Source organism: Paraburkholderia solisilvae, assembly GCF_902859875.1.
Classification (GTDB): domain Bacteria; phylum Pseudomonadota; class Gammaproteobacteria; order Burkholderiales; family Burkholderiaceae; genus Paraburkholderia; species Paraburkholderia solisilvae.
In genome coordinates, this window is the sequence record NZ_CADIKF010000045.1 from 37,133 (window position 1) to 61,449 (window position 24,317).

A 24,317-nucleotide genomic window follows, 5' to 3' on the forward strand; every position below is an offset into this window, starting at 1 on the left:
CCGGGCATGAATTCCCAAACCGACCTCATCCCCGCACCCGCGAGCGCGCCGGCGTCGTCCGGTGGCGCGATCGCAAGTCCCGCGCAGCACGCGCAATTCGTCGACTGGATGCGCTCGGTCGCCCCTTACATCCACGCGTTCCATAACAAGACGTTCGTCGTCGGCTTCGGCGGCGAAGTGGTGCATCAGGGGCTGCTCAACGCGCTGGTGTCCGATATCGCGCTGTTGCAGGCAATGGGCATTCAGATCGTGCTGGTGCACGGCTCGCGTCCGCAGGTCGAAGAGCAGATGAGCCTGCACGGCGTGCAGTCCGAATTCTCGCAAGGCATGCGCATCACCGATGCGCGCGCGCTCGAATCCGCCAAGGAGGCCGCCGGCGAAGTGCGTCTGGACATCGAGGCCGCAATCAGCCAAGGCTTGCCGAACACGCCGATGGCGCACGCGCACATCAGCGTCGTGTCCGGCAACTTCGTGACGGCGCGGCCGGTCGGCATTCTGGACGGCGTCGATTTCCAGCATACCGGCGTGGTGCGCAAGATCGATGCCGAGTCGATCCGCCATTCGCTGGCGAGCCGCAAGCTCGTACTGCTGTCGCCGCTCGGCTTTTCGCCCACCGGTGAAGCGTTCAATCTGGCGATGGAAGATGTCGCGTCGGCCGCGGCGATCGCACTGCGCGCGGACAAGCTGGTGTTTCTGACCGAGACCGACGGTCTCGTCGAAGGCGGCGAGCTGATCCGCGAACTGTCGCTCGACGACGCCTACCGGCTGCAGGAAAGCGGCGAGGTACAGGGCGACGCGGGGTTCTATCTGAAGCATTCGATTCGCGCGTGCCGCGGCGGTGTCGCGCGCGCGCACATCATCCCCTACGCGCTCGACGGCAGCCTGCTGCTCGAACTGTTCCTGCACGACGGCGTCGGCACGATGATCTCGTACGAGAACCTCGAGAGCCTGCGCGAAGCGACGCCGGACGACGTCGGCGGCATCCTGACACTAATCGAGCCGCTCGAGAGCGACGGCACGCTGGTGCGGCGCGGCCGGCACCAGATCGAGCGCGACATCGACCATTTCTCGGTGATCGAGCACGATGGCGTACTGTTCGGCTGTGCAGCGCTCTACCCGTACCCGCAGGAGCGCATCGGCGAGATGGCGTGCCTGACCGTCGCGCCCGAAGCGCAGAACTCCGGCGACGGCGAGCGGCTGCTGCGGCGTATCGAGCAGCGCGCGCGGGCGCGCGGCCTCTCGCGTATCTTCGTGCTGACAACACGCACCGAACACTGGTTTCTCAAACGCGGCTTCGTCAAGGTCTCGGTCGACGACCTGCCGGAAGACCGCCGCCGCCTGTACAACTGGCAACGCAAGTCGCTCGTGCTGATGAAGCAGCTCTGAGCGCAGCGGCGCCCGCCCCCTATTTATCAGGAGAAGCACAGTATGGCTCGCATGGTTCAATGCTCGAAGCTCGGCAAGGAAGCCGAAGGTCTCGATTTTCCGCCGCTGCCCGGCGAACTCGGCAAGCGGATTTACGAAAGCGTATCGAAGGAAGCCTGGCAGGCGTGGCTCAAGCAGCAGACGATGCTGATCAACGAGAACCGCCTGAACATGGCGGACCCGCGCGCGCGCCAGTACCTGATGAAGCAGACCGAGAAGTTCTTCTTCGGCGAAGGCGCCGATCAGGCGTCCGGGTACGTGCCGCCGTCGCAAGGCTGAGGCCGGTCGACGCGGCGCCGCGCTAGCCGACAGAACGGCAAACGCGCCGCGCTGAAACCCTCCTCCCGCTGACACGATCCGCGCGTTTTTCGCGCGGATTTTTTTTGGCTTTTTTTTCCCGAATCCCCGTACCTCGCGCTGCGCGGGAATCCGCCCGGGAGCCCCACCCGGAATCCACCCGAAAATCCATCTCGAAAATAGCCGAATCCCCCGTCAGGCAAGGGATTCCGCCCTCCCCGGCGTGCCTTGCTGGGCGAGCGGTTTGCGCGATCCTCCGTCATCGTGCTATCATGTTCATCGTTCTAACAGCAATTCACCTTCATTTCGCCGTTCATCGCTGAACTGGCAGCCGTTTGCGCGCCCGCTCGCCGCATCGGTGCTGTTCACGTCGAGCGTTCGCTTCAAAGCCTGGGCTTTCGAGCCTGGCCTCAAAGCCCGCATCCGGGGCTTCAACCCGGCGCGAGCAATCCGGTTATCACGGGTTCGCCCTCGCCAATCCTGCATCTGCGCCCGCTACGCGGGTTCGCGCCTTCAGCGCGAAGCAGATGCAAACCTGCAGCAGTACCCGACCCAGTGCACTGTCGCGACGACCCGCGATGCACAGGCGCTGACTTTTTTTGCGCCCGCGGCGGCTCCGCCAGCCGGATCCGCCGCGCCGGACTTGATCCGGCCACCACCGGTCGTCGACGACACCGCACTTCCCGGCAACCGTGGCGGAGCGCCTCTGCGTTCGGCCGCAGTCATTGGAGATTTTGACCTTGACCGCTTTCAGCAACGGCTTCTGGCGACACAACAACAACGACAACCGTCTCTCGCTCGACGACATCACGATCGTCGACAACAGCCTTCTCAAACGTGCAGTCGGCGCCATGGCGCTCGGCAACGCGATGGAATGGTTCGACTTCGGCGTGTACAGCTATATCGCCGTCACGCTCGGCAAAGTGTTCTTCCCGTCCAGCAGTCCGTCGGCGCAACTGATCGCAACGTTCGGCACGTTCGCCGCGGCGTTCCTCGTGCGGCCGATCGGCGGCATGGTGTTCGGGCCGCTCGGCGACCGCATCGGCCGCCAGCGCGTACTCGCGATGACGATGATCATGATGGCCGTCGGCACATTCGCGATCGGCCTGATTCCAAGCTATACGTCGATCGGCATCATGGCGCCGGCGCTGCTGCTGATCGCGCGTCTCGTGCAGGGCTTTTCGACCGGCGGCGAGTACGGCGGCGCGGCGACTTTCATCGCCGAATTCTCGACCGACCGCCGGCGCGGCTTCATGGGCAGCTTCCTCGAGTTCGGCACGCTGGTCGGCTATATCCTCGGCGCGGGCACGGTCGCCATCCTGACCGCGACGCTATCGCAGGATGCGCTGCTCTCGTGGGGCTGGCGCGTGCCGTTCATGATCGCCGGGCCGCTCGGCCTCGTCGGCCTGTACATTCGCCTGAAGCTCGAAGAAACGCCGGCGTTCAGGAAAGAAGCGCAAGCGCGCGACGCCGAAGAAAAAGCGCGGCCGAAGCAAACGCTGCGCGACCTGCTCACGCAGCAATGGAAACCGTTGCTGTTGTGCGTCGGCCTCGTGCTGATCTTCAATGTGACCGACTATATGGCGCTGTCGTATCTGCCGAGCTACCTGTCGGCGACGCTGCACTTCAACGAAGCGCACGGACTCTTCCTCGTGCTGCTCGTGATGGTGCTGATGATGCCGATGACGCTCTACGCCGGACGCCTGTCCGACACGATCGGCCGCAAGCCGGTAATGCTGTTCGGCTGCGTGGGTCTGTTCGTGCTGGCGGCGCCCGCGCTGCTGCTGATTCGCATGGGCACGGTGCTGCCGGTCTTCGCGGGTCTGCTGATACTCGGCGCGCTGCTCTCGACGTTCACCGGCGTGATGCCGTCCGCGCTGCCGGCGCTGTTCCCGACGAAGATCCGCTACGGCGCGCTCGCGATCGGCTTCAACGTGTCGGTGTCGTTGTTCGGCGGCACGACGCCGCTCGTCGCCGCGTGGCTCGTCGAGCACACCGGCAATCTGATGATGCCCGCGTACTATCTGATGGGCGCATCGCTGATCGGCGTCGTCTCGGTGGTCGCGCTGCGTGAGACCGCGCGCAAGCCGCTGCTCGGCTCGGCCCCGTGTGTCGCGAACCGCGCGGAAGCGCATGCGGTGCTGCGCGGCCATCGCGAAGCGGAAGAGCTCGAGGAAGCATACGCGGCGACAGCCGCGGTTCGGGCATAAAGCCGATCCATTTCCGGTCACGGGCACAGGGCGGCTTGCGGGTCATCGCGGCCGCCCTGCTTCGCGATCATTCGCGCGATCGTTCGCGCGGTGAAACGATGGAAGCCGCCCGCATTCAATCCGGCGCGTATTTGAATTCCGGCAACGCCTCGATCGATTGCTTCGTCGCATTGGGCAGCACGACCTGCTTGTCGCTGATCTGCAGGTTGCTGAACGGCACGGCCACGTAGTGCTTGCCCATGCCGAGGAAGCCGCCGACCGACAGGATCACAAACGCGTTCCGATCGGACGGCGACAGAATCAGATCGTCGATCGTGCCGATGCGATCCTTATCGCTGTTGTACACGGTCGCGCCGCTCAGCTTCGACGCACGAAATCCGCCGCCCATCTGAACCACGTCGACACGTGTTTGCGTCACGGATTGCGGCGCGCCCTGCGCGGCGGCATCGCTTGCATCGATCGTCACGCCGATCGCGCCCGCGGCCACCAGTCCGGCCAGAAACAGAGTAATGGATCGCTGGATCACGGCTCCTCCCTTTGCGCGTCGATCATCGATGGAGCGCAGTTGATCAATGAACCGGCAATGCGTATGCGCGCCCGGCGAGCGGCGCATGCGCATCCGTCATTTCCTTTCCAGTTGATTTAGCAAGGGACGTGCCGCGGACTGCAATCGAACGGTCGCGGCACAAACCGGCGATATCGATCAGGCGGTGAGGATCAAGCGGTGAGCGTATGCAGCGTCGCATGAACCTGCGCCCCGTCGATCAGCAGCAGACCGGCGGAGATCGGCAGCTTGAAGCGCCGCGGCCCGGCACTGCCCGGGTTCACGTACAGCACGCCGCCGCGCTCGTCGATAAGCGGCTTATGCGAATGTCCGGTGACGACCACGCGCACGCCGTCGCGCTGCGCATATTTGCCGACATCGGCGATATCGTGCACGACGAGAATCGTCACGTCGCCTACGTGCAGCGTCGCGTGAGTCGGCAAGGCCGCGGCCCATGCGCCGGTGTCGTTGTTGCCGCGCACCGCGGTGAGCGGCGCGATCTCGCGCAACGCGTCGAGCACCGCCGGCTCGCAGATGTCACCCGCGTGCACGATCGCGTCGCAGCCTTCGAGATGGCGCAACGCTTCAGGCCGCACGAGGTTATGCGTGTCGGAGATCAGTCCGATGCGGACCGCGCTCGCAGCGGCCAACGACGATGAAGCGAACGAAAACGATGTCATCTGCGCGTCACTCGTTGAGCATGTGTTCGATGCGCCGGTCCGGCACCAGCCAGATCGCCGCCATCAACGTGTAGAGCGCCGCCGAAACCCACGGCAAGACAAACGCGAGCACCACACCCGCCAGGTACACCACGACCGACAGCTTGCCCTTCCGGTCGCGGCCGAGCGCGCGCGCCAGCGCCGAATCAGGACCATGCTGGCGCAACATCGTATGAACGAGGATAAAGTACGCAAACGCCGCCATCAGCAGCACGACACCATAGAGCGCGGTCGGCCACGCGGCCATATGGCTCTCGCCGAGCCAGTGCGTCACCGCCGGCAACAGCGACAGCCAGAAAAGCAGATGCAGATTCGCCCACAGCGTCGCGCCGTTGACCTTCTGCACGATATGGAACAGGTGATGGTGGTTGTTCCAGTAGATGCCGACATAGATAAAGCTGAGCACGTACGCGCAAAATACCGGCCCGACAGGCCGCAGCGATGCCAGGTCGAAACCTTCGGGCACCTTGAGCTCGAGCACCATGATCGTGATGATGATCGCAATCACGCCGTCGCTGAACGCTTCGATACGTCCTTTGCCCATCTGCCGGTTCCCTCGATCTCGGTTGGATCACGGCGGCGCGCGCGACAAGCCCGCGCCATGCGCCGCCCGCGCTGCGGCCGATTATCCGCGATCATCCGGCTGCTTGTCGACCTCGGCTGAATAGTGAACGGCCAGCCAGACGGACGGCTGATCCGGATGCGTCCATGCGACGCGATGACGGCGATGCGCCGCGATCAGCATATAGTCGCCGGGCCGCATCTCGTACGGCGCGTCGGCGTGTTCGAATTCGAGCGCCGCGGCGCCGCTCAGCAGCACGACCCATTCGTCGCGCGGGCTGTCGTACCAGAACCCAGCCGGACTCGCGTGCGCCATCGACACGATCCGCTCGATCGTCACATTGCCGCACCCGGCAAGCACGTCGACCTGCTCGAGCGGGCCATGTTTGACAGCACTGAACAGATTGCCGGTGGTGCCGGCGGGCGGGTGGTTTACAGCAGCGGGTGTCGAAGCGGGTTTCATGCCGCGCCCGGGTTCCTTCATTCGAGCGGCTTCAAACTGTCCAGCAGCGTCGGCACGAGTTCGCTGATGGTCGGATGGATATGCATCGCGTATTGCAGCGTCGGATACGGTGCGCGCGCCGTCATGATGTCGATAAACGTATGAATCGCTTCGTCGCCCTCGATGCCGAGGATGGCCGCGCCGAGAATCTGCTTCGTTTGCGCATCGACCAGCACTTTCATGAAACCGTCGGTTTCGCTGCGCTCGCGTGCGCGGCCGACGCGCGTCATCGGCATGGTCGCGATCAGCGCCGCGCGGCCGGATTGGCGAACGTCCGTTTCCGATAGGCCGACGCGCGCGAGCGGCGGGTCGACAAATACCGCATAAGCCATGATCCGGTCATCGACGCTGCGCGTGCCGCCGTCGAGCAGGTTTGCCGCGACGATCTGAAAATCGTCGTACGACGTATGCGTGAAAGCGCCGCGCCCGTTGATATCGCCGACCGCCCAGACACCGGGCGCATTCGTGCGCAACTGCGCGTCGACCGGGATGATGCCCTGCGCATTCGTTTCGACGCCCGCGGCGTCGAGGCCGAGATCGTCGGTATTCGGCCGGCGGCCGGTGGCGAACAGCAGATGCGACGCCTCCACCGGCTCGCCCGACGCGCAACTGACCCTCACCGCCGATGAACCGTCGCCGGACAAAGGCTCGACGCGTGCGGGCGCGGAGTTGAAACGAAACACCACGCCTTCGCGCGCGAGCACCTGCTGCACGGCTTGCGAGAAGTCCGCGTCTTCGCGCGACAGTATCCGGTCGCCGCGCACGAGCACCGTGACCCGGCTGCCGAAGCGGCGAAACATCTGCGCGAATTCGAGCGCGATATAGCTGCCGCCGACGATCGCCAGATGCTCGGGGAGTTCGGTCAGATCGAGCAGCGTCGAGTTGGTCAGATAGCGGATTCGCTCGAGTCCGTCGAGCGTCGGAATAACCGGGCGCGTGCCGGTATTGAGGAAGAATTCATCCGCACTCAGCTCGGTGCTAATGCGGCCGTCGGGATCCGAGATTGCAATGGTGTGCGCGCCGGTAAAGCGCGCATGGCCGGTGAACACCGAAACGTTCTGCGCACTGCGCAGCCACTTCTCGACGCCGGTGCGCGACTGGCCGATGATGCGATCCTTGCGCGCCTTCACCTGAGCGAGATCGACCTTCACTTCGCCCGTCACCTGCACGCCGTAGTTCGATGCGTGACGCGCCACATATGCGGTGCGCGCGCTCGCGACGTACGCCTTGGTCGGTGTGCAGCCAACGTTCACGCAGGTGCCGCCGAACAGCTCGCGCTCGACGACGGCCGTCTTGCGGCCGCTCTTGCCGAGGCGCACGGCAAGCGGCGAGCCGCCCTGGCCGGTGCCGATCACGATGGCGTCGAAGTGCTGTGGCATGGCCGATCTCCCAAAGCGCGGTCGAAGATCGATCATGTTACGCCAGCTCGATCGCAAAGCCCTGCGCGCGCGGCAACCGCTTACGCTGAAAGCGTTGGCGAAATGAAAACCGGGCGCCTTGTGCGCCCGGTTGGTTGATCGGCGCTCACCCGCTGCGGGCGCGCCAATGTTGATTGCTGATTGCGGTCTTTAAATTAATGCAATGCTCTTGAGTGACCGTCGACCTGTTAATGCGCCGCTTCTTCGCCGTGGCAAATCACATGGCACATCAACTCGCGGGACCGCTGCAGCGCGGCACGCGCGCCGTTGGTCGCGACCAGCACGCCAACCTGCCCGAGGTTGAAGTCCGTCGACACCATCAATTGCATCAGCGACAGCATCGGCAGCACCACCGCCGGATGGTAGATCTGCCGCTCGATCAAGGATTTCATCACTGCTCCCAAAGTGCGGCGCGGCCTGTTCGACGCGCACCGCCGACCTACGTATCAATGGAAGCAATTTTAGAGATAGGCCTCTCGCGGATAAATGGCAGGAAAACGAAGTCACTTGTCAACCAGCGATAACAATCCCGGCGCACGGCCACGGCGGCTCAGGCTTGGGCCGGCACTGGCCGCCGACCGCGCGGGCGGCTATTCGAGCGGCGTGTCGACGAACACCTGGGTCGCCTCCGCGCGCGCGGAAAACGCGACGAGCGCCGGATAACGGGCCGGATCGACCACGTTCGGCAGCATGTACTGCGTAAAGCGCCACGCGATGGCGACCGCGATGTCGGGCTGCATCATGCGCTCCCCGAGCAGCCAGCCTGCGCCTTTGTGCGTGGCGACGGCGGCTTCCAGCAGATCATAGGCGCCGCGCAACTGCGCCTGCACGCGCTCGACCCACGGCTCATGACGCTTTTCCGCCGGCCGCAGCATGTCTTCGTAGACGCGTTGCATCGTCTTTTCGCACGCAGCGAGCGCGCAGCCGATCAGGTGCAGCGCTTTGGCGCGCGCGGCAAGGTCGTCGGGCATCAACCGCCGCTCGGGTGCGGCCTGGCGCTCCAGATAGTCGAGGATCAGCGATGAATCGACCAGCATCGTGCCGTCGTCGAGAATCAGCGTCGGCGCCTTGACCGCCGGATTGATCCGCGCAAATTCGTCGAAGTGGCGAAACACCGACAGCGGGCGATGCTCGTACGGGATGCCGTATATCGCGAGCGAAATCGCGACGCGACGGACGTACGGCGAATCCATCATGCCGATCAGTTGCATGGTTTGCACTCCTCCACCGGGTTTGGAATGGTTATGCCGATCGGTCGCCTGCACGCGCGATCGGCGCGACGATACGACGGAGCGGATACTTTAGACGAATGGAGGATGCGTGGCGAGAGCAGCCGCTCGCCCATGCGGCGGGTTCCGACGCGCCGATGCCAACGCATCTCGAGCAGGCGCCGCAGACCCAGGCGTCAAGCCGATGATGACAACGCCTCGCGGGGTAATCGAATTCGACGAATCGCGTTCGTTCGGTGAATCAGACTTCGCGCGGCACGACCCCGGCGTACCGCGCGCATCACGCCTGTTTATGCCTCGACGTGCGTCTGCTCGAACGACATGGCGCCGGTGCTGCCATCGGGCCGTTTGAAGAGCGTCGTGCCGTGACCGTTCAGATCGAGCAGCGAGATGGACAGCGTCTGCGTAAAGCCGATGCTGACAGCGAGCGCGGACGGATCCTGCGTGCCGTCCGTTGAATCGTCGGCGGGTTGCGCGCCATTCTGTTGTGCCGCGTTGGCCATGCGGCTCAACTGGTCCAGCGCGTCCTGCGTGCTGTGCAGCTTCGGCACGCCCAATCCGGCGAGCAGGCCGTTCAACAGGGTGAGTGCGTCGGCGACGGTCGACGTGTCGTCGTTGGACGACGCATTCGCAGGGTTGCCACTGGACTGCCCGGAAGCATTCTGGCCGTTGTTACTGCCCGCGCCGTTGCCGTCATTGCTGGAGTCGTGGCCGTGGCTGTCGCTTGGCAGCAGATTCAGAATGCCGAGTGGCTGGGTCAGCGGCTGCAGCGCCAGTTGCGCCTGCGTCAACGGATTTGCGCTCGTAATTTGAGTGACCGACGTCACCGCGGAAACCTGCTGCTCCTGAAGCGAAATCGACAGCTTGCCGGAGGTCGGATCGAACTGGATTTGAACCGAGCCGGAGCGCTCATTGAGCGCCACCGAGGATGCCGACATGGTCGTCGCACCGTAGCTGGCGGACATCGACGTGGCGAAGGTATTCGCGTCGTCGTAGCTCGCGTCCAGTTCGACCGGGCCGCCGCCGCCGTTGGCCAGTTGCGTGGCGAAGCCTGTCGCGGCCGCCTCGGCTTGCTGTTGGCTAAAGCCGCTTTGTTCGAGGAAGCGGGTCAGCGCGGAGTCCAATTGGCTGCTGGCGTTCGATGACAACTCGCTCAGCCCGGTCGTCGGATCGACGGTCGATGCGCCCTGGAACGCCTGATCGAAAGCTTGCGTAAGCTGGTTGACACTCGCGACCGCGGCCTGGAGCGCGGCGGTTGCCGCATCGGGCGTAGTCGGCAGCGAGGCGTCGGACAACGCGCCAGCCTGCCCGGGCTTGGCCTTGGCGGTATGGCCGTGCGTGCTGGGAGAAAGCAGCGAATTGAGCAAGCTGGTGCCGGTACTGCCGCTGATCGGAGTCGACATAAGGGGAAGTCGGAAAAGTAAGTGTCCGGATACCGCGTGCCGCCGCAAAACGGCGACCTGTCAGTGCTTGTCTGTTGATAACGGCAGAATGTCGCGGGTCTTGAGGGGGTGTCGTTTTTAGGGACGACGGCGGGGAGGGGAAACGGCGTGCCGGATCGAACGGCCCGAAAATGAAAAACCCGCCGAAGCGGGCGTCGAGACAGGCGCAAGCGTTATGAGTGCGCCAAGGCCTCCAGCGCGGCGCGCGCGAGAAAACCACTGCGCGTTTCGTGTCGCGCCGCGACGTATGCATCGATCTTGTGCAGCACGAACCGCGGCAGGCTGATATTGATTCGCTCCGGCTTTGAATCGAGCCTGGTCAGATCGACTTCGACCAGTGCCCATATCGCGCCTGCATATTCAGACCTCGCGACCAGTTCTTCCACGGTTGAACACGTAAAGCCGACATCTTCGCCGAGTTCAACCAGCGTCGAAACGTGACCGACAATCGCCTCCCTCGCGTTTCTGATCGCATCATCGATGGTGTCGCCCCACGAGTGGACGCCCGGAATATCCGGAACGGTCACGCCGTAGACGCTCCCATCGTCCTTATGAACTGCGATGGGAAATTCCATTTCACTCTTCCTTCGAGGTGATTCCGCTGACGGCATCTTCGGTTTGAAAAAACCGCCAGTCATTGCAGACCGGCGGATTTCAGGGTGCTCTTCGTCGTGCCTGAGCAGCGATGAATTCATCGTCACCCCTAGTCGTCTAGTGTGTAATTAGACACACGCTCACTTTGAGCGGAACAATTTTGTGTATCCGCGTGTATGGCGACGGGTAGCCGGTTGCGCTCCGACAGCAAACGATGATCGACGTGCAACGCGGCGGATCATCGACGGAAAGGGGCCTAGACATGCGCCACCGTGAGGTGGCGACGTTACCGCGTCGGCGGCCTGCCGCGGCTTTAGCGGCACATGAAAGCGAAGCACCTGCAGTTCTGCCTGGTTCTGTGCAAATCGTTCTTCGAGCCGAACTACGAAAGGGAAAGGCTGTGCGCTTGGAAAATCGGTATGGCCGATGGTTGCCTTTCGCGATCGCCGGCCTGTGGCACGAATGGAATGAATCAGAAGACAAGGCACTGTCGTTCATCATGCTCGGTCAACGCGAACGAGCACCCGCTTATGAAGCGATTTCACCGACCCGGCCGTAAAAACGATCGGTGGTCATCGTGCCACGCGTCGGCTATGCCGACTGGTTGTCCTCCAAGAATACTGACAAGGCACGTGGTTCTTCAACCCACTTCCGTCCGAGTCTATGCCTGCGCAGGCGCAGGCGCACCCGCCCCCTCCACGAAAGACGGCTGCATCGACCGGAAGTAACGAAGCAGAAGTGGGATAAGCCACATTCAAAAGAATTTGGTTGATGTAGTTATGAGCATGCCTGGTGAAAAAGGCAGCTTTTGGCGTCACTCACGTCTTCTCCCTGGGAATCTGCTCATGAGCGCGCCTTGTTCGTGTAAGACTGACAAAAAGCACTGGAGTCATCACCCGGTGTTTGGGATATTTCTTGCCTTTGTCTTGACCGGTCTTCTAGGGGCTGCGGTCACGTTTGGCGTGAACTATCTAACGACCAAACGCGAGCACGCCATCTCGCGTATCTCTGAGCGTCGAACGGCAATTAGTGCAGTCAACCGTGATCTGATGCTCTTCGCTGGCTACGCAACGAAGTTTCAGCAAGAAATATCAACCGGACTTCCGAAAGAGAACCTGCTTCAAACGGCAAAAATGTACGACGAAGCTGCAGCGCAAGCCGTATCTTCGCTAGTGGCAACAAGCTACGTGGCAGATACAAGGCAAGTGATGCGAGTACAAGATTTAAGTCCCGAACTCCAGTCGCTAAGAGATGACGTAAATGATGTTTCTCAAAATCGCCTGCTTCCTCTGCTTAGCTCTGTGGATGAATGTGTCGTTGATTTTTATCTAACGAGGATGAAATATTCGACGTCTGACTTGTCTGACGAGTGTCCGAAATATTCAAATAGTGATTATTCCGGCATCCCGACCAACATATATAAGAGAATATTTGCATACGAGATGTGTGTAGACGCATTCACCGATATCCTAATGCGAATCGGTACCGATCCCAAAAATCGGCTCTCAGGTGACAACGAAGATGTGCGAGAACTGCACGCAGAATTGTCAAATGCCGCTGCTGGCTGCCCTGTGGTTAAAAGTGCGACGCAGAACGCTTCGCCGCAGTGAGGCGAGAGATGATCGTTCGCGCTGGCAAACTCCCCTCGAATTCCATTGTGGCAAGGGCGAGCCGCTGCGTGGGACGTTCGCGCTCGATTGCTGCGACCGCGAGGCCATAAGTTGGGCAGCGACGACTAGCGGGCATAGCGGCGTGTTGTTCGTGACGTCATGCTGACAGCCGCCGAGGAGCGCTTTGGCAACGGACAGCGAGCACCTGCGCAAATCGAATAGCTCAGCGACAGCGGTTCGGGTTACATTACCGAAAAGACTCGCGCGTTCGCCTCGGACATTGGTCTGAAGCCGCTAACGACACCCGCATGCAGCCCGTAGAGCAACGGCATGGCAGAAAGCTTCGTGAAGACGATGAAGCGCGACTATGTTGTGTTGCGTTCATGCCCAAGCCTGATGCGGTGACCGCTGTACGCAATCTGGCTGTCGCGTTCGAACACTACAACGAAAGGCACCCACATGGTGCGCTGAAATACCGCTCGCCGCGCGAGTTCCGACGTAGAACCGATTCAAGCTTAGTGTGAGACGGTGTCAGAAAGTACGGGGGTAAATCCAAGTGGAGCGACCGCTTTTCCTCTATAGGCCTCGCCGTGCAGCGAGGCCGTTTTTGCTTGCTGCCTTAAGCGTGCGGAGCGATGCTGACATTCGTCGTGGTTCTGAAACCTATGTTTCCGCTGCCAACCCATTCAACCGAAAACGCGCCGTTGCCGGATGCGCCGAAAAGTGTCACGAAATGAAAACCCTCGGTCACGCCACTGATAAGCGTACTGACTGCTGCCGGTAGGGAGTTTGCTCCTCCCGCTATTGTAGGAGTATTAACGGAATACCCATCCACGACGGCTCCGTCCAGGGCCATCGCGCTAATCGAGGAGACGTTCGCGTTCGTGGAAAATGTCGATCCACTCATGCCCGCCCTGATGCTTTCCCCGGCCCAAATTAGAAACGGAACTCTGAGCGTTGCCGATATTTCCACATACGTCTCACTAGCCGTCCCTGTGCTAACAGTCAACGGGACTACAGACGCGTACCCCAGATCATTTCGCCATGAGCGGCAGAGGCCAGCCCATGCCGTTGGCGACGTTGCGAACTCCATGCCAACGAGCAGCTTTGTGTTGTCGCCGCTCATCACTTCGACCCCTGTCGGATCAGTTGTGTGCGTCGTGGTGGATGCTACGAGCGTTGGGGTACCGTCGGCCACCGTCAAGTAAATAAAGTACAACGTCGAAGCAGTAAGACCAGAAGGCGCCAGCGTCAAACTGGCCGGAAGAGTAACAACCCCTATGCCGGGGAGAAGTACCTGAGTCCCACGGTAAGGCTTGAGGACCAGATTAGGCGATGCAAACGATAGCCTGAAAGCGCCGGCGCTCGCGATAAGAGCTTGCTCGTATGTCGCTGCCTGCTGAGTCTGCGTGGCTGTGCCGACCTGCTGCGCACCGCCATCGCACGACAGCAATACCCAACAGAGGGCGCCCGAATTCAGAAGCGGACCGACGAACGAAACAAGCGTTGCGATGCCCTCTTCGACAATCTCATTGCCCTGCAGTTGCTGACCGCCGAGGCCGAAGATCGGAGCCGCGGCGAGTCCGTCGGGCGCATACGTCGACGGCCCATCATTGGTCGCGGCGACGAGAAATTGCTGTTTGACGCCCGACGTCGTCGGCAGTGCCGACATCGGGACAGGATTGTTTGCGGTGTAAGTCGTCATCTTGTTTCTTTTCCTTTTGTGAACGCTCGAGAAACCACGCACATTGGGCGTGGCACCGCCTCCATTCAAGCGCTCGTGAGTGTCACGCCTGAGACGTATGACTTACAGGTCCAATGCGGAGCGAGATAACTCGCCATCGCAGAGTCGCAATGCATAAGTAAGTGTGGAGAGGCATCGACATGCCCCAATCATCGAGAAATGCCCCCAAAGATGCCCCCAAAAAAATGCTTGCAGTCAATGGGAAGTATCGGTGAACGCTGGCAAGCAGAACCCCACAACTCCTTGACTGAGCGGTCTTTTAGGTTGATTCCAAGGACCTTTGGTAGCCAACTGGTGCCGGGGACCGGACTCGAACCGGCAAGCCGTTAAGCGGCGGATTTTCTTCACACCACGTCTTTCGACGCCGACACATACCAGGGCGGTATGGCCGTTCGTGCGCTGGACTATGCCTTCGCCATCGCCGCGCGCCGCAGCGCCGATTCTGCTCGTGAGCATCGGCCATGCTGCGCGCCGCCTTAGGCGCCCCCCGTCTAGTCTCTACACCTTCCGCGCGTTCGCCTTGTGAGCGGCGGCGGGCTTGGCTCGGCGTTGCCGCGGCGGCTTTTGCAGCCGGCCAGGGGTTTCGCCGAATTTGAGGGGTTCTGCACCGGCCGTTTCCGACCAGGCACTCAATCATTTAAGTCCGCTATGTTTACCAATTTCATCACCCCGGCAGGGCGGACGGGATTCTACCATCGCCCGGCGAGCCGCACCTAAACAGCTTGTCAGCCATTTGTACGTCACCGTTTGGTCACATCCGTTACCCATAATCGTCGTCGCCGAAAACGTTTACACGAACCGTGCCGACACGATGACGCCCACCATCAAGGATGTCGCCGCGCATGCGGGCTTTTCGATCGCAACCGTGTCGCGCGCCATCAACGCGCCCCATACCGTCAACCCGGTCACGCTCGAAAAAGTCCGCCAGTCCATCGAAGCGCTCGACTTTCGTCCGAGTCCGCTTGGCCGCCAGCTGCGCGGCGAGCGCAGCCGTCTGATCGGCGTCGTGCTGCCCACCATCGCCAATCCGGTATTCGCCGAATGCCTGCAAGGGATCGACGAGCTCGCCGCCGCGCAAGGCTTCCGGCTGATGCTGATGACGACCCAATACGACACCGAACGCGAACGCCACGCGATCGAAACGCTGCGCGAGCAGCGCGTCGAAGGCCTGATCCTGACCGTCGCCGATGCGGACACCCACGCGCTGCTCGACGACCTCGACCGCTCCGGCATGCTGTACGTGCTGATGCACAACGACACGGTGCGCCGTCCGTCGGTCTCGGTCGACAACCGGCTCGCCGCCTTCGAGGGCGTGCGCATGCTGATCGCGCACGGTCACCGGCACATCCTGATGCTGGCCGGCACGCTCGCCGCGTCGGATCGCGCAAGGTTGCGCCACGTCGGCTACACACAAGCGATGCAACAGGCCGGACTCGCGCCGGCGCCGGCACTGGAAATCGATTTCAACGCGGACGAGCTCGCGCCGTCGGTGCTCGCGCATCTGACCGGCAGCCAGCGCCCCACCGCCCTCTTCTGCAGCAACGACCTGCTCGCGATGGTCGTGATGCGCGGCTTGCGCCGCGCACATCTCGATGTGCCGCGCGACATGTCGATTCTCGGCTTCGATGGCCTCGCGATGGGCGAACTGCTCGCGCCGCCGCTGTCGAGCATCTGCTCGCCGAACCGCGAGATCGGCTGCGCGGCGTGGCGCCGGCTGATCGCGCGCATCGACGGCAGCTACGCGGACGCGTCTTTATCGCTGACCTTGCCGCACACGCTGCGCGAAGGCGCGACGATCGCCGCGATCTCGAACGGCGCGCAGGCGCCGCTGGTCCCGCGCGCACGTGAGGTGAACGAGGGCGCGACGCACCCGGCCGCGCCATCCAGCCCGTATTCAGCCGCGGATCCGACAACCCAGACCGCGCATTTGCCGGATTAGCGATTCACGATCAGGGGACTCCGTATCGCGCCCATGTCCGGCGACGCATGCACCGCCGGACAACGCCCGATGCAGCCACCGAACCGATTCACCCGGCCGGCCCGACACACCGCACTTCGCGTCACGCTCGACAACTTTCACAACGCCCTGGAGATCGCTGTGCATCCGCCCCGCCCAACGCGTCAAACGATCAACAACAACACGCCACCGCACACGCAACTGCACCGCCTCGTACAACGCACCGCCGCCGTTCTCCGCGCCGCGCTCGCAGCCGCCGCCATGTTCGGCATGCTCGCCGCAGCACCGCTCGCGCTCGCGCACGCCGACGAAACGGCGATCTGCTACAACTGCCCGCCCGAGTGGGCGGACTGGGCCAGCCAGATCAAGGCGATCCAGCAAAAGACCGGCATCCGCGTGCCGTTCGACAACAAGAACTCTGGCCAGGCCATCGCACAGCTGATCGCCGAACAGAAGAGCCCGGTCGCCGACGTCGTGTATCTCGGCATATCGTCGGCTTTTCAGGCGAAGGACAAGGGCGTGATCCAGCCGTACAAGCCCGCGCACTGGAACGACATTCCCGCGAACCTGAAGGACCCGCAAGGCTACTGGTTCGCGATTCACTCGGGCACGCTCGGCTTTTTCGTCAACAAGGACGCGCTCGAAGGCAAGCCCGTGCCGCGTTCATGGGCCGATCTGCTCAAACCCGAATACAAGGGGATGATCGGTTACCTCGACCCGTCGAGCGCATTTGTCGGGTATGCGGGCGCGGTCGCCGTCAACCAGGCGCTCGGCGGCAGCTTCGACAACTTCAAGCCGGGCCTCGACTGGTTCCGCAAGCTGAAGGCGAACCATCCGATCGTGCCCAGGCAGACCGCCTACGCACGCGTGCTGTCCGGCGAAATTCCGATTCTGCTCGACTACGACTTCGACGCGTACCGCGCGAAGTACAACGACCATGCGAACGTCGAGTTTGTGATTCCGCAGGAAGGCACGATTTCGGTGCCGTATGTGATGAGCCTCGTGAAGGGCGCGCCGCACGACGCGAACGGCAAGAAGGTGCTCGACTTCGTGCTGTCCGACGAAGGCCAGACGCTCTGGGCGAATGCGTATCTGCGCCCGGTGCGCGCCAACCGAATGAGCGGAGAGGCCGCGAGCCGCTTCCTGCCCGCCAGCGACTATGCACGCGCCAAAGCAGTCGACTTCGCGACGATGGCCGGCAAGCAGCAAAGCTTCGGCGAACAATATCTGCAGGTGATGCATTGAACGACATCACGTTCCCGCGGCGCTGGCGCATCGCGTTTGTCGCACCGGCGCTGTCGGTGTTCATCGCGTTCTGGCTGCTGCCGATCGCCGTGCTCGTGCAGGTAAGCGCGGGCGGTCACCCGTTCGCGACCTACGCGGCGCTGCTCACCAACGCGCGCTATATGCAAAGCCTCGGTGAAACCATCGTGCTGTCGGCGGCAGTCACCGTAACCACGCTGGTTTTGTCGGTCATCGCGGGTCTGCTGCTCGCGCGCCGCGAGTTCGCCGGCAAGCGCACGCTGCTCGCGCTGCTGACCTTCCCGCTCGCATTTCCGGGCGTGGTGGTCGGCTTTATGGTGATCATGCTCGCTGGCCGGCAAGGCCTGACCGGCATGCTGTCGCTGAAGCTGACCGGCGACCGCTGGGTGTTCGCGTACTCGATGGCGGGGCTCTTCGTCGGCTACCTGTACTTCTCGATTCCGCGCGTGATCGTCACCGTGATGGCGTCGGCGACGAAGCTCGACGCATCGCTCGAAGAAGCCGCGCGTTCGCTCGGCGCGTCGCCGTGGCGCATCCTGTGCGACATCGTGCTGCCCGCGCTCGCGCCGGGACTGATCGCGGCGGGCGCGGTGTGCTTCGCGACCGCGATGGGCGCATTCGGCACCGCCTTCACGCTCGCCACCGACATCGACGTGCTGCCGATGACCATCTACACCGAGTTCACGCTGGGCGCGAACATGGTGACGGCCGCCGGGCTGTCGATCATCCTCGGTATCGTCACGTGGGCGGTGCTGGCGGCGGCGCGCAGCGCGACCGGCTCAGCCGTCGCGGCGACGGCGTGATGCGCGTGCATGACGACGGGCCGCATCGAATGATCCCGCTGCCCGACGCCCATCCGGACTCAGCCGCGCCGCGAGGCCGCCGTGCGTTCGCCGCATGGCCGTCGCTGCGCGTCTGGCTCGCCGCGGGCCAGTGGCTCGTCACGCTCGCGCTGTGCGCATTTCTGATCGTGCCGGTCGTGATGTCGATCGTCGCGGGGCTCACGGTCAATTACTTTCGCGGCGTCGCGAGCGGCCTCACGTTGCGCTGGCTCAGCGAAGTGTGGACGCAGTATCACGCGTCGGTGTTCCTGTCGCTCGAAGTGGCCGCGGCCACGCTCGCGATCACGCTTATCACTGGCGTACCGGCCGGCTATGCGCTCGCACGCAGCAATACGCGTATTGCACGCGTGCTCGAAGAACTGCTCGTGATGCCGGTCGCGTTGCCGGGTCTCGCGTCCGCGCTTGCGCTGCTGGTCGTGTACGGCGGCTTCAGCGCGTTCCGGATGAGCGCCGCGTTTATCGTCGCCGGGCATGTCGTGTTCACGCTGCCGTTTATGGTGCGCGCGGTCGCGGCGGTCTGCGCGAGCGCCGGGCTGCGCACGCTCGAAGAAGGCGCGGCCAGCCTCGGCGCGAGCTTCACGCAGCGCTTCGTGACGATCGTCCTGCCCAATATCCGGCCGGGCATCGTCGCGGGCGCGCTCGCGGTGCTGACGCTGTCGATCGGCGAATTCAACCTCACGTGGATGCTGCATACGCCCGACACCAAAACGCTGCCGGTCGGCCTCGCGGACGCGTATGCGTCGATGCGCATCGAAGTCGGCAGCGCGTACACCATTCTGTTTTTCATCATGACGATGCCGCTGCTCGTCGCGATGCAATGGCTCGGCGTCGATGCGACCGGCCAGCGCCGCCGAGCCATTGCATCGCGCGAGGCGCCCGTGCGCCCTGCCCGTTCCGACGACGTCCCATCATGAAGCTCGCCCCCGTACCGATCACCCTGTCGAACTGCGCGAAGACGTTTCGCGGCACACGCGTACTCGAACCGCTCGACCTGCAAATCGGCGCCGGCGAGACGCTCGTGCTCCTCGGGCCGTCCGGCTGCGGCAAGACCACCACGCTGCGGCTGATCGCCGGCCTCGAAGCGCCCGACGCGGGCGGCCGCGTGCGTTTCGGCGACGACGACGTAACGGCGCTGCCGATCGAGCGGCGCGCGGTGGGCATGGTGTTTCAGCACTACGCGCTGTTTCCGAACCTGACCGTGCGCGGCAATATCGGCTACGGATTGAAGATCCGGCGCGTCCCGGCGCACGAAACACGACGGCGCGTCGACGAACTGCTCGCGATGATGCGGCTCACCGGGCACGCGGACCAGCCGGTCGACCGGCTCTCCGGCGGCCAGCGCCAGCGCGTCGCGCTCGCGCGCGCGATTGCGCCGCAGCCGCGCGTGCTGCTGCTCGACGAACCGCTGACGGCGCTCGATGCGCGGCTGCGCGATGCACTGCGCGGCGAGATGAACGCGCTGTTGCGCGAACTCGGCATCACGACCGTCTACGTGACGCACGATCAGGCCGAAGCGATGGAACTCGGCGACCGGATCGTCGTGATGAGCCACGGGCGCATCGAGCAGATCGGTGCGCCGCGCGAGATCTACTACCGTCCGGCCAATCGCACGGTCGCGCAGTTTATCGGCACGCTCAACCGCCTCGCGGGCACATGGCGCGACGGCATGCTCACGACGCGCGGCGGCGCGGTGCCGGCGCCGCCGCCTCACACGGCCGCCCGCGCGGTGCGAAACGGCTGCGCGGAAACGCACCAGGCCACGTACGAAACCGCGCACGAAACCATGCACAAAGCAGCACCCGAAGCCGTGCATGAACAAACGCACGAACTGTTCTTCCGGCCCGAAGCTGCGTGGCTCGCCGATCCGTCGAATGCGCAGTTGCGCGGCACCGTCGAGCATGCGGCATTTCTCGGCGAACGCACGCGGCTCACGATCCGCGATGCGGCGCCCGATGCGCTGATCGTCGATGTCGCAGGCCGCGTCGAACTGGCGCGCGGCACCGCGGTCGGCATCTCGATCGCGCAGGATGCGCTGATTGCGCTATCGTGACCGAACCTACGCAACACTCCCTGCTGAAGCGGCGGACATCCGTTGCGACGAGCTTCGTCCCTTTTCCTGAACACTCGAGACCTTCATGCTGCTAGCCCAGATCAGCGACCTGCATATCAAGCGCCCCGGCGCGCTCGCGTACCAGCGCGTCGATACCGCCGCGTACCTCAGCCGCTGCGTCGCGGCGCTCAACGCGCTCGTGCCGCGTCCCGATGCAATCGTCGTGACCGGCGACCTCGTCGATCAGGGTGACGTCGACCAGTATGAGCATCTGAAAGCGCTGCTCGCGCCACTGCAGATTCCGTACTACCTGCTGGTCGGCAATCATGACGAGCGCGCCGCGCTGCGCACGGTATTCGCCGAGCGGCAGGAGCTGCTCGGCGGCGGCGAATTCGTGCAGTACGCAGTCGACGTCGGTCCGCTGCGCCTGCTCGCGCTCGATTCGATGGTGCCCGGCGCGAGCGGCGGCACGCTGTGCGCCGCGCGCCTCGCCTGGCTTGCGGCCCAGCTCGACGCGGCGCGCGGCAAGCCGGTGATCGTCGCGCTGCATCATCCGCCGTTCGTGTCCGGCATCGGCCATATGGATCGCGTGCGCCTCGACCCGGCCGCCGCGCGCGAATTCGAAGCGCTGATTGCGCGCCATCCGAACGTCGAGCGGGTGATCTGCGGGCATGTGCATAGGCCGATGTTCGCGCGCTTCGGCGGCACGATCGCGTCGGCCGTGCCGGCGCCCGCGCATCAGGTGGCGCTCGATCTGCGCGACGACGCGCCGTCCGTGTTCCGGATGGAAGCGCCGGCATTCGCGCTGCATCGGTACGACGCGGCAACCGGCGTGGTCACGCATCATGCGTACGTCGATCAGGGCGACGGCCCCTATCCGTTCCATGCGCCCGCGGGTGCGCTGATCGACTGAGAGCGAACCGCCGGAAGGTTCGTTCGGCAGACTATCGGTGCACAGGGCGGACAAGCCGGCGTCCGGACAGCGCCGCCGGCAGCATGGCCGGATTCGCCCCGATCGGTCGGCAAGCGGCCGGCAAGCGGCCAGCGATCGGTCGACAAGCAGTCGCAAGCGGTCGGCAACCGGCCTGTAATCGGCCCGCAATCGACCTACCCGAGCGCCACCAGCCGGAGCACATCTTCACGCCGCGCATCGGCAGCGCATGCGCGATCGGAGCGCCTCCGGTATCATCGGGCTCGCCCGGCGCATCGCGGGTCGTCCGTCGCGCCAGGCAATGCGCGAGGCCCATGCGCGATTCATACCGGCTCGCACCGGCATCGCCCGGCATGTCTGCCGCACGCGGGCGCGCCGAAGCAGTCGGGCAGACGCCGCTCAGGCACGCCGCGGACCGCCATGTTTGCCACGCGCGCCAGCAATCTCAGTGCGCCGCCACCCGAGCGCTCCATCGTTTTTACCACCGTCGCACCTCATGTCCACATCCGAACGCCCCGCTCCGTCCGATCGATCGCTCAGCGGCCTGCTGCTGCTTCTCGCGACAATCGCCGGCATCTCGGTTGCGAACATCTATTACAACCAGCCGCTGCTCGACGGTTTCCGCAAGTCGTATCCGCATAGCGCCGCATGGGTAGGCGCCGTGCCGGCCGCGACGCAGCTCGGCTATGCGGGCGGCATGCTGCTGCTCGCGCCGCTTGGCGACCGTTTCGACCGGCGCGCGCTGATTCTCTGGCAGACCGCAGGCCTTTGCATCGCGCTGTTCTGCGCAGCCTTCGCGCCGGCGCTGTCGGTGCTGGTCGCGGCGAGCCTCGCGATCGGCGTGCTCGGCACGATCGCGCAACAGGCGGTGCCGTTCGCGGCCGAAATCGCGCCCCCGTCCGAGCGCGGTCACGCAGTCGGCATCGTGATGAGCGGATTGCTGCTCGGCATCCTGCTCGCGCGTACCGCGGCCGGCTTCGTCGGCGAGTATTTCGGCTGGCGCGCGGTGTTCGGCGCGTCGATTGTGGTGCTGCTCGCGCTGTCCGTCGTGATCGTGATGCGCCTGCCGCACAGCAAGCCGACCTCGACGCTGTCGTACGGCCAGTTGCTCGCATCGATGTGGCATCTGACTGTCGAATTGCGCGGGCTGCGCGAAGCGGCGATCACGGGCGGCGCGATGTTCGCCGGCTTTAGCGCGTTCTGGTCGACGCTCGCGCTGCTGCTCGCCGGCCCGCCGTTTCATCTCGGCCCGGAGGCGGCGGGTCTGTTCGGCATCGTCGGCGCCGCGGGCGCGCTGGCCGCGCCGCTCGCCGGCAAATCCGCGGACCGGCGCGGGCCGCGCGCGGTCGTCACGCTGTCGATCGGTCTCACCGCTGTGTCATTCATTGTGTTTGCGCTGTCGGCATCGAGCCTCATCGGCCTCGTCATCGGCGTGATCGTGCTGGACGTCGGCGTGCAGGCCGCGCAAATCTCCAACCAGTCGCGCATCTATGCGCTGAAGCCCGAGGCGCGCAGCCGCGTGAATACCATCTACATGGTCGCGTATTTCATCGGCGGCGCGATCGGCTCGGCCGTCGCCGCAGCCGTCTGGCCGCGCTTCGGCTGGGTCGGCGTCAGCATCGCAGGGGTGCTGTTCAGCGGCATCGCCGCGTGGAACCATCTGCGCACCGGACGCACCGCCGTCGCCGCGCCGCAATGACCGAACGCGCGGCGTCCATGTCGCGCATGCCGATCAGGTTGAATCCACGACGATGGGCGGGCGCGGCCAACGCAACGCGCTACCCTTGCGTGGTTTGCCGCGCCTGCGCGTATTCGTGCAGCGCGTCGATCGCGCGATCGAATTCGAATGACTTGTCGTAGAAATGGCGCACGCCGTATTGCAGACACCGCTCGCGGTACGCGGGCAGCGCATGGTTCGTCAGCACCGCGGCGAACATCGATTCGATCATGCCTTTGCGCTGCATAAACGCGAGCACCGGCACGCTCGAGCCTTGCTTCAATTGCAGATCGACGATTACCGCATCGAACGGTTCGCCGGAGAGCAGCGCGATCGCCTCGTCGGCGGATTCCGCGCACGCCGCGACATGCATCACGCCCATCGCATCGATCGCATCCGCAATGCTGCGGCGAATCAGCGGCGAATCCTCGATAAGCAGCACGCGCAGCGACATGCGGTTCGATGCGTTCCGGGCGGTGGCGGGATTGGCGTTCATCTGTGCGGTTTCCGTGGCGCGTCTCAATCGATCAAGCCGTTCTTGATCGCGTAGTACGTGATATCCGCGTTGGTGGTCAGTCGCATTTTTTCGAGCACGCGCGCGCGGTAGGTGCTGATGGTTTTCACCGACAGATGCAGTTCGTCCGCGATCTCGGTCGGAATACGTCCGGCCGCGAGCTTGCAGAAGATCTGGAACTCGCGCTCGGACAACAGTTCATGCGGGTGCGCGGCCGATGGCTTGTCGAGGTTGTTGGCGAGCGTATCGGCAACCGCCTCCGACAGATAGCGATGCCCGCGCGCAACCGCGCGGATCGCACGAACAATTTCGTCGGGCTCGCAATCCTTGTTCAGATAGCCGTTCGCGCCCGCGCGCAGCAGGTTGATCGCGTACTGGCTCTCCGGATAGCCCGACAGGATCAGCACGCCCTGCTCCGGCCGCACCTGCCGGATCACGCGCAGCGTATCGATGCCGTTCTTGTCCGGCATCGCGATATCGAGCAGCACGACGTCGAACGCCTGCTCGCGCACGAGACGTATGGTTTCCTCGCCGGTCGCCGCTTCGGCGGCGACGCACATATCCGGCTCGTCAGCGACGAACTGCCTGAAACCGCCTCTGACGATCGCGTGATCGTCGGCAATCAACACTCGAATCATCGGTCTGGTTCCGGTCCCCGGCGCCGCATCGCGGGCCGGTCCGTGCAGTTGATTCAATCCGGACATTGTAATGGCGTCGCGCCGCTTTGCCGCGCCGGCGCACCGCCGTG

The 24,317-nt window shown here is 63.9% G+C and carries 23 protein-coding genes and 1 pseudogene; 12 read left to right on the top strand and 12 right to left on the bottom strand.

Annotation, left to right across the window (positions count from 1 at the left end; translation table 11 throughout):
* Positions 1–6: 6 nt before the first annotated feature.
* The 3 genes from argA (at position 7) to proP (ending at position 3,932) form a co-directional block, all read left to right on the top strand.
* Positions 7–1,386, top strand: a complete 1,380-nt coding sequence (gene argA / locus HV675_RS23915) for an amino-acid N-acetyltransferase (RefSeq protein WP_175113831.1) — start codon at positions 7–9, stop codon at positions 1,384–1,386.
* A 42-nt stretch (positions 1,387–1,428) separates the two neighbouring features.
* Positions 1,429–1,704, top strand: a complete 276-nt coding sequence (locus tag HV675_RS23920) for an oxidative damage protection protein (RefSeq protein ID WP_175113833.1) — start codon at positions 1,429–1,431, stop codon at positions 1,702–1,704.
* A 758-nt stretch (positions 1,705–2,462) separates the two neighbouring features.
* Complete coding sequence (gene proP, locus HV675_RS23925) at positions 2,463–3,932, top strand: glycine betaine/L-proline transporter ProP (RefSeq protein WP_175113834.1); 1,470 nt, start codon at positions 2,463–2,465, stop codon at positions 3,930–3,932.
* A gap of 115 nt (positions 3,933–4,047) precedes the next feature.
* Here proP and HV675_RS23930 read toward each other — a convergent pair whose 3' ends face one another.
* From HV675_RS23930 to HV675_RS23970, 9 genes are all read right to left on the bottom strand, one after another.
* On the bottom strand, positions 4,048–4,437 hold the full coding sequence (locus tag HV675_RS23930) for a PRC-barrel domain-containing protein (protein ID WP_377700670.1): 390 nt from the start codon (positions 4,435–4,437) through the stop codon (positions 4,048–4,050).
* A gap of 212 nt (positions 4,438–4,649) precedes the next feature.
* The gene (locus HV675_RS23935; protein WP_175113836.1) at positions 4,650–5,156 is read right to left on the bottom strand and encodes a metallophosphoesterase family protein; all 507 of its coding nucleotides are present in this window, start codon (positions 5,154–5,156) and stop codon (positions 4,650–4,652) included.
* Positions 5,157–5,163: 7 nt separating this feature from the next.
* Complete coding sequence (locus HV675_RS23940) at positions 5,164–5,739, bottom strand: TMEM175 family protein (protein WP_175113838.1); 576 nt, start codon at positions 5,737–5,739, stop codon at positions 5,164–5,166.
* Between the two features lie 81 nt (positions 5,740–5,820).
* On the bottom strand, positions 5,821–6,219 hold the full coding sequence (locus HV675_RS23945; RefSeq protein WP_175113840.1) for a cupin domain-containing protein: 399 nt from the start codon (positions 6,217–6,219) through the stop codon (positions 5,821–5,823).
* 17 nt (positions 6,220–6,236) lie between these two features.
* Positions 6,237–7,637, bottom strand: coding sequence for an FAD-containing oxidoreductase (locus HV675_RS23950; RefSeq protein ID WP_175113842.1), 1,401 nt, complete (start codon positions 7,635–7,637; stop codon positions 6,237–6,239).
* Positions 7,638–7,864: 227 nt separating this feature from the next.
* Positions 7,865–8,068: a hypothetical protein gene (locus HV675_RS23955; RefSeq protein WP_175113844.1), complete on the bottom strand. Its 204-nt coding sequence runs from the start codon at positions 8,066–8,068 to the stop codon at positions 7,865–7,867.
* 198 nt (positions 8,069–8,266) lie between these two features.
* The gene (locus HV675_RS23960) at positions 8,267–8,887 is read right to left on the bottom strand and encodes a glutathione S-transferase family protein (RefSeq protein ID WP_175113846.1); all 621 of its coding nucleotides are present in this window, start codon (positions 8,885–8,887) and stop codon (positions 8,267–8,269) included.
* A 308-nt stretch (positions 8,888–9,195) separates the two neighbouring features.
* On the bottom strand, positions 9,196–10,308 hold the full coding sequence (locus tag HV675_RS23965; protein WP_175113848.1) for a hypothetical protein: 1,113 nt from the start codon (positions 10,306–10,308) through the stop codon (positions 9,196–9,198).
* 212 nt (positions 10,309–10,520) lie between these two features.
* The gene (locus HV675_RS23970) at positions 10,521–10,922 is read right to left on the bottom strand and encodes a type II toxin-antitoxin system HicB family antitoxin (protein WP_175113871.1); all 402 of its coding nucleotides are present in this window, start codon (positions 10,920–10,922) and stop codon (positions 10,521–10,523) included.
* Between the two features lie 864 nt (positions 10,923–11,786).
* On the opposite strand from HV675_RS23970, the gene HV675_RS23975 reads away from it, so the two are divergent.
* Positions 11,787–12,551 (top strand): hypothetical protein, encoded by a 765-nt coding sequence (locus tag HV675_RS23975; protein WP_175113850.1) that lies wholly within the window; start codon positions 11,787–11,789, stop codon positions 12,549–12,551.
* 37 nt (positions 12,552–12,588) lie between these two features.
* Positions 12,589–13,075, top strand: a pseudogene (locus tag HV675_RS23980) (integrase core domain-containing protein); the annotation flags it as partial.
* 95 nt (positions 13,076–13,170) lie between these two features.
* Here HV675_RS23980 and HV675_RS23985 read toward each other — a convergent pair.
* Positions 13,171–14,256: a hypothetical protein gene (locus HV675_RS23985; RefSeq protein WP_175113852.1), complete on the bottom strand. Its 1,086-nt coding sequence runs from the start codon at positions 14,254–14,256 to the stop codon at positions 13,171–13,173.
* Between the two features lie 850 nt (positions 14,257–15,106).
* On the opposite strand from HV675_RS23985, the gene HV675_RS23990 reads away from it, so the two are divergent.
* The 7 genes from HV675_RS23990 (at position 15,107) to HV675_RS24020 (ending at position 23,037) form a co-directional block, all read left to right on the top strand.
* Positions 15,107–16,234 (top strand): LacI family DNA-binding transcriptional regulator, encoded by a 1,128-nt coding sequence (locus HV675_RS23990; RefSeq protein ID WP_175113854.1) that lies wholly within the window; start codon positions 15,107–15,109, stop codon positions 16,232–16,234.
* A gap of 279 nt (positions 16,235–16,513) precedes the next feature.
* Positions 16,514–17,497: an ABC transporter substrate-binding protein gene (locus HV675_RS23995; protein ID WP_246270508.1), complete on the top strand. Its 984-nt coding sequence runs from the start codon at positions 16,514–16,516 to the stop codon at positions 17,495–17,497.
* The gene (locus HV675_RS24000) at positions 17,494–18,318 is read left to right on the top strand and encodes an ABC transporter permease (RefSeq protein WP_175113856.1); all 825 of its coding nucleotides are present in this window, start codon (positions 17,494–17,496) and stop codon (positions 18,316–18,318) included. Before HV675_RS23995 ends, HV675_RS24000 begins: the two co-directional genes overlap by 4 nt.
* 29 nt (positions 18,319–18,347) lie before the next feature.
* On the top strand, positions 18,348–19,271 hold the full coding sequence (locus HV675_RS24005; protein WP_377700669.1) for an ABC transporter permease: 924 nt from the start codon (positions 18,348–18,350) through the stop codon (positions 19,269–19,271).
* On the top strand, positions 19,268–20,407 hold the full coding sequence (locus tag HV675_RS24010; protein ID WP_175113857.1) for an ABC transporter ATP-binding protein: 1,140 nt from the start codon (positions 19,268–19,270) through the stop codon (positions 20,405–20,407). Before HV675_RS24005 ends, HV675_RS24010 begins: the two co-directional genes overlap by 4 nt.
* Before the next feature lie 85 nt (positions 20,408–20,492).
* Entirely contained in the window at positions 20,493–21,320 is an 828-nt protein-coding gene (locus tag HV675_RS24015) for a phosphodiesterase (protein WP_175113859.1), read from the top strand.
* A gap of 514 nt (positions 21,321–21,834) precedes the next feature.
* Complete coding sequence (locus HV675_RS24020) at positions 21,835–23,037, top strand: MFS transporter (RefSeq protein WP_175113861.1); 1,203 nt, start codon at positions 21,835–21,837, stop codon at positions 23,035–23,037.
* A 79-nt stretch (positions 23,038–23,116) separates the two neighbouring features.
* Here the strand turns inward: HV675_RS24020 and HV675_RS24025 are convergent, their stop codons facing one another.
* Together HV675_RS24025 and HV675_RS24030 are read right to left on the bottom strand one after the other, a co-directional pair.
* Positions 23,117–23,551, bottom strand: a complete 435-nt coding sequence (locus HV675_RS24025; RefSeq protein ID WP_175113863.1) for a response regulator — start codon at positions 23,549–23,551, stop codon at positions 23,117–23,119.
* Between the two features lie 23 nt (positions 23,552–23,574).
* Positions 23,575–24,207 carry a response regulator gene (locus HV675_RS24030; protein ID WP_175113865.1) on the bottom strand — a complete coding sequence of 211 codons (633 nt, stop codon included), beginning with the start codon at positions 24,205–24,207 and terminating at the stop codon, positions 23,575–23,577.
* Positions 24,208–24,317 lie beyond the last annotated feature (110 nt).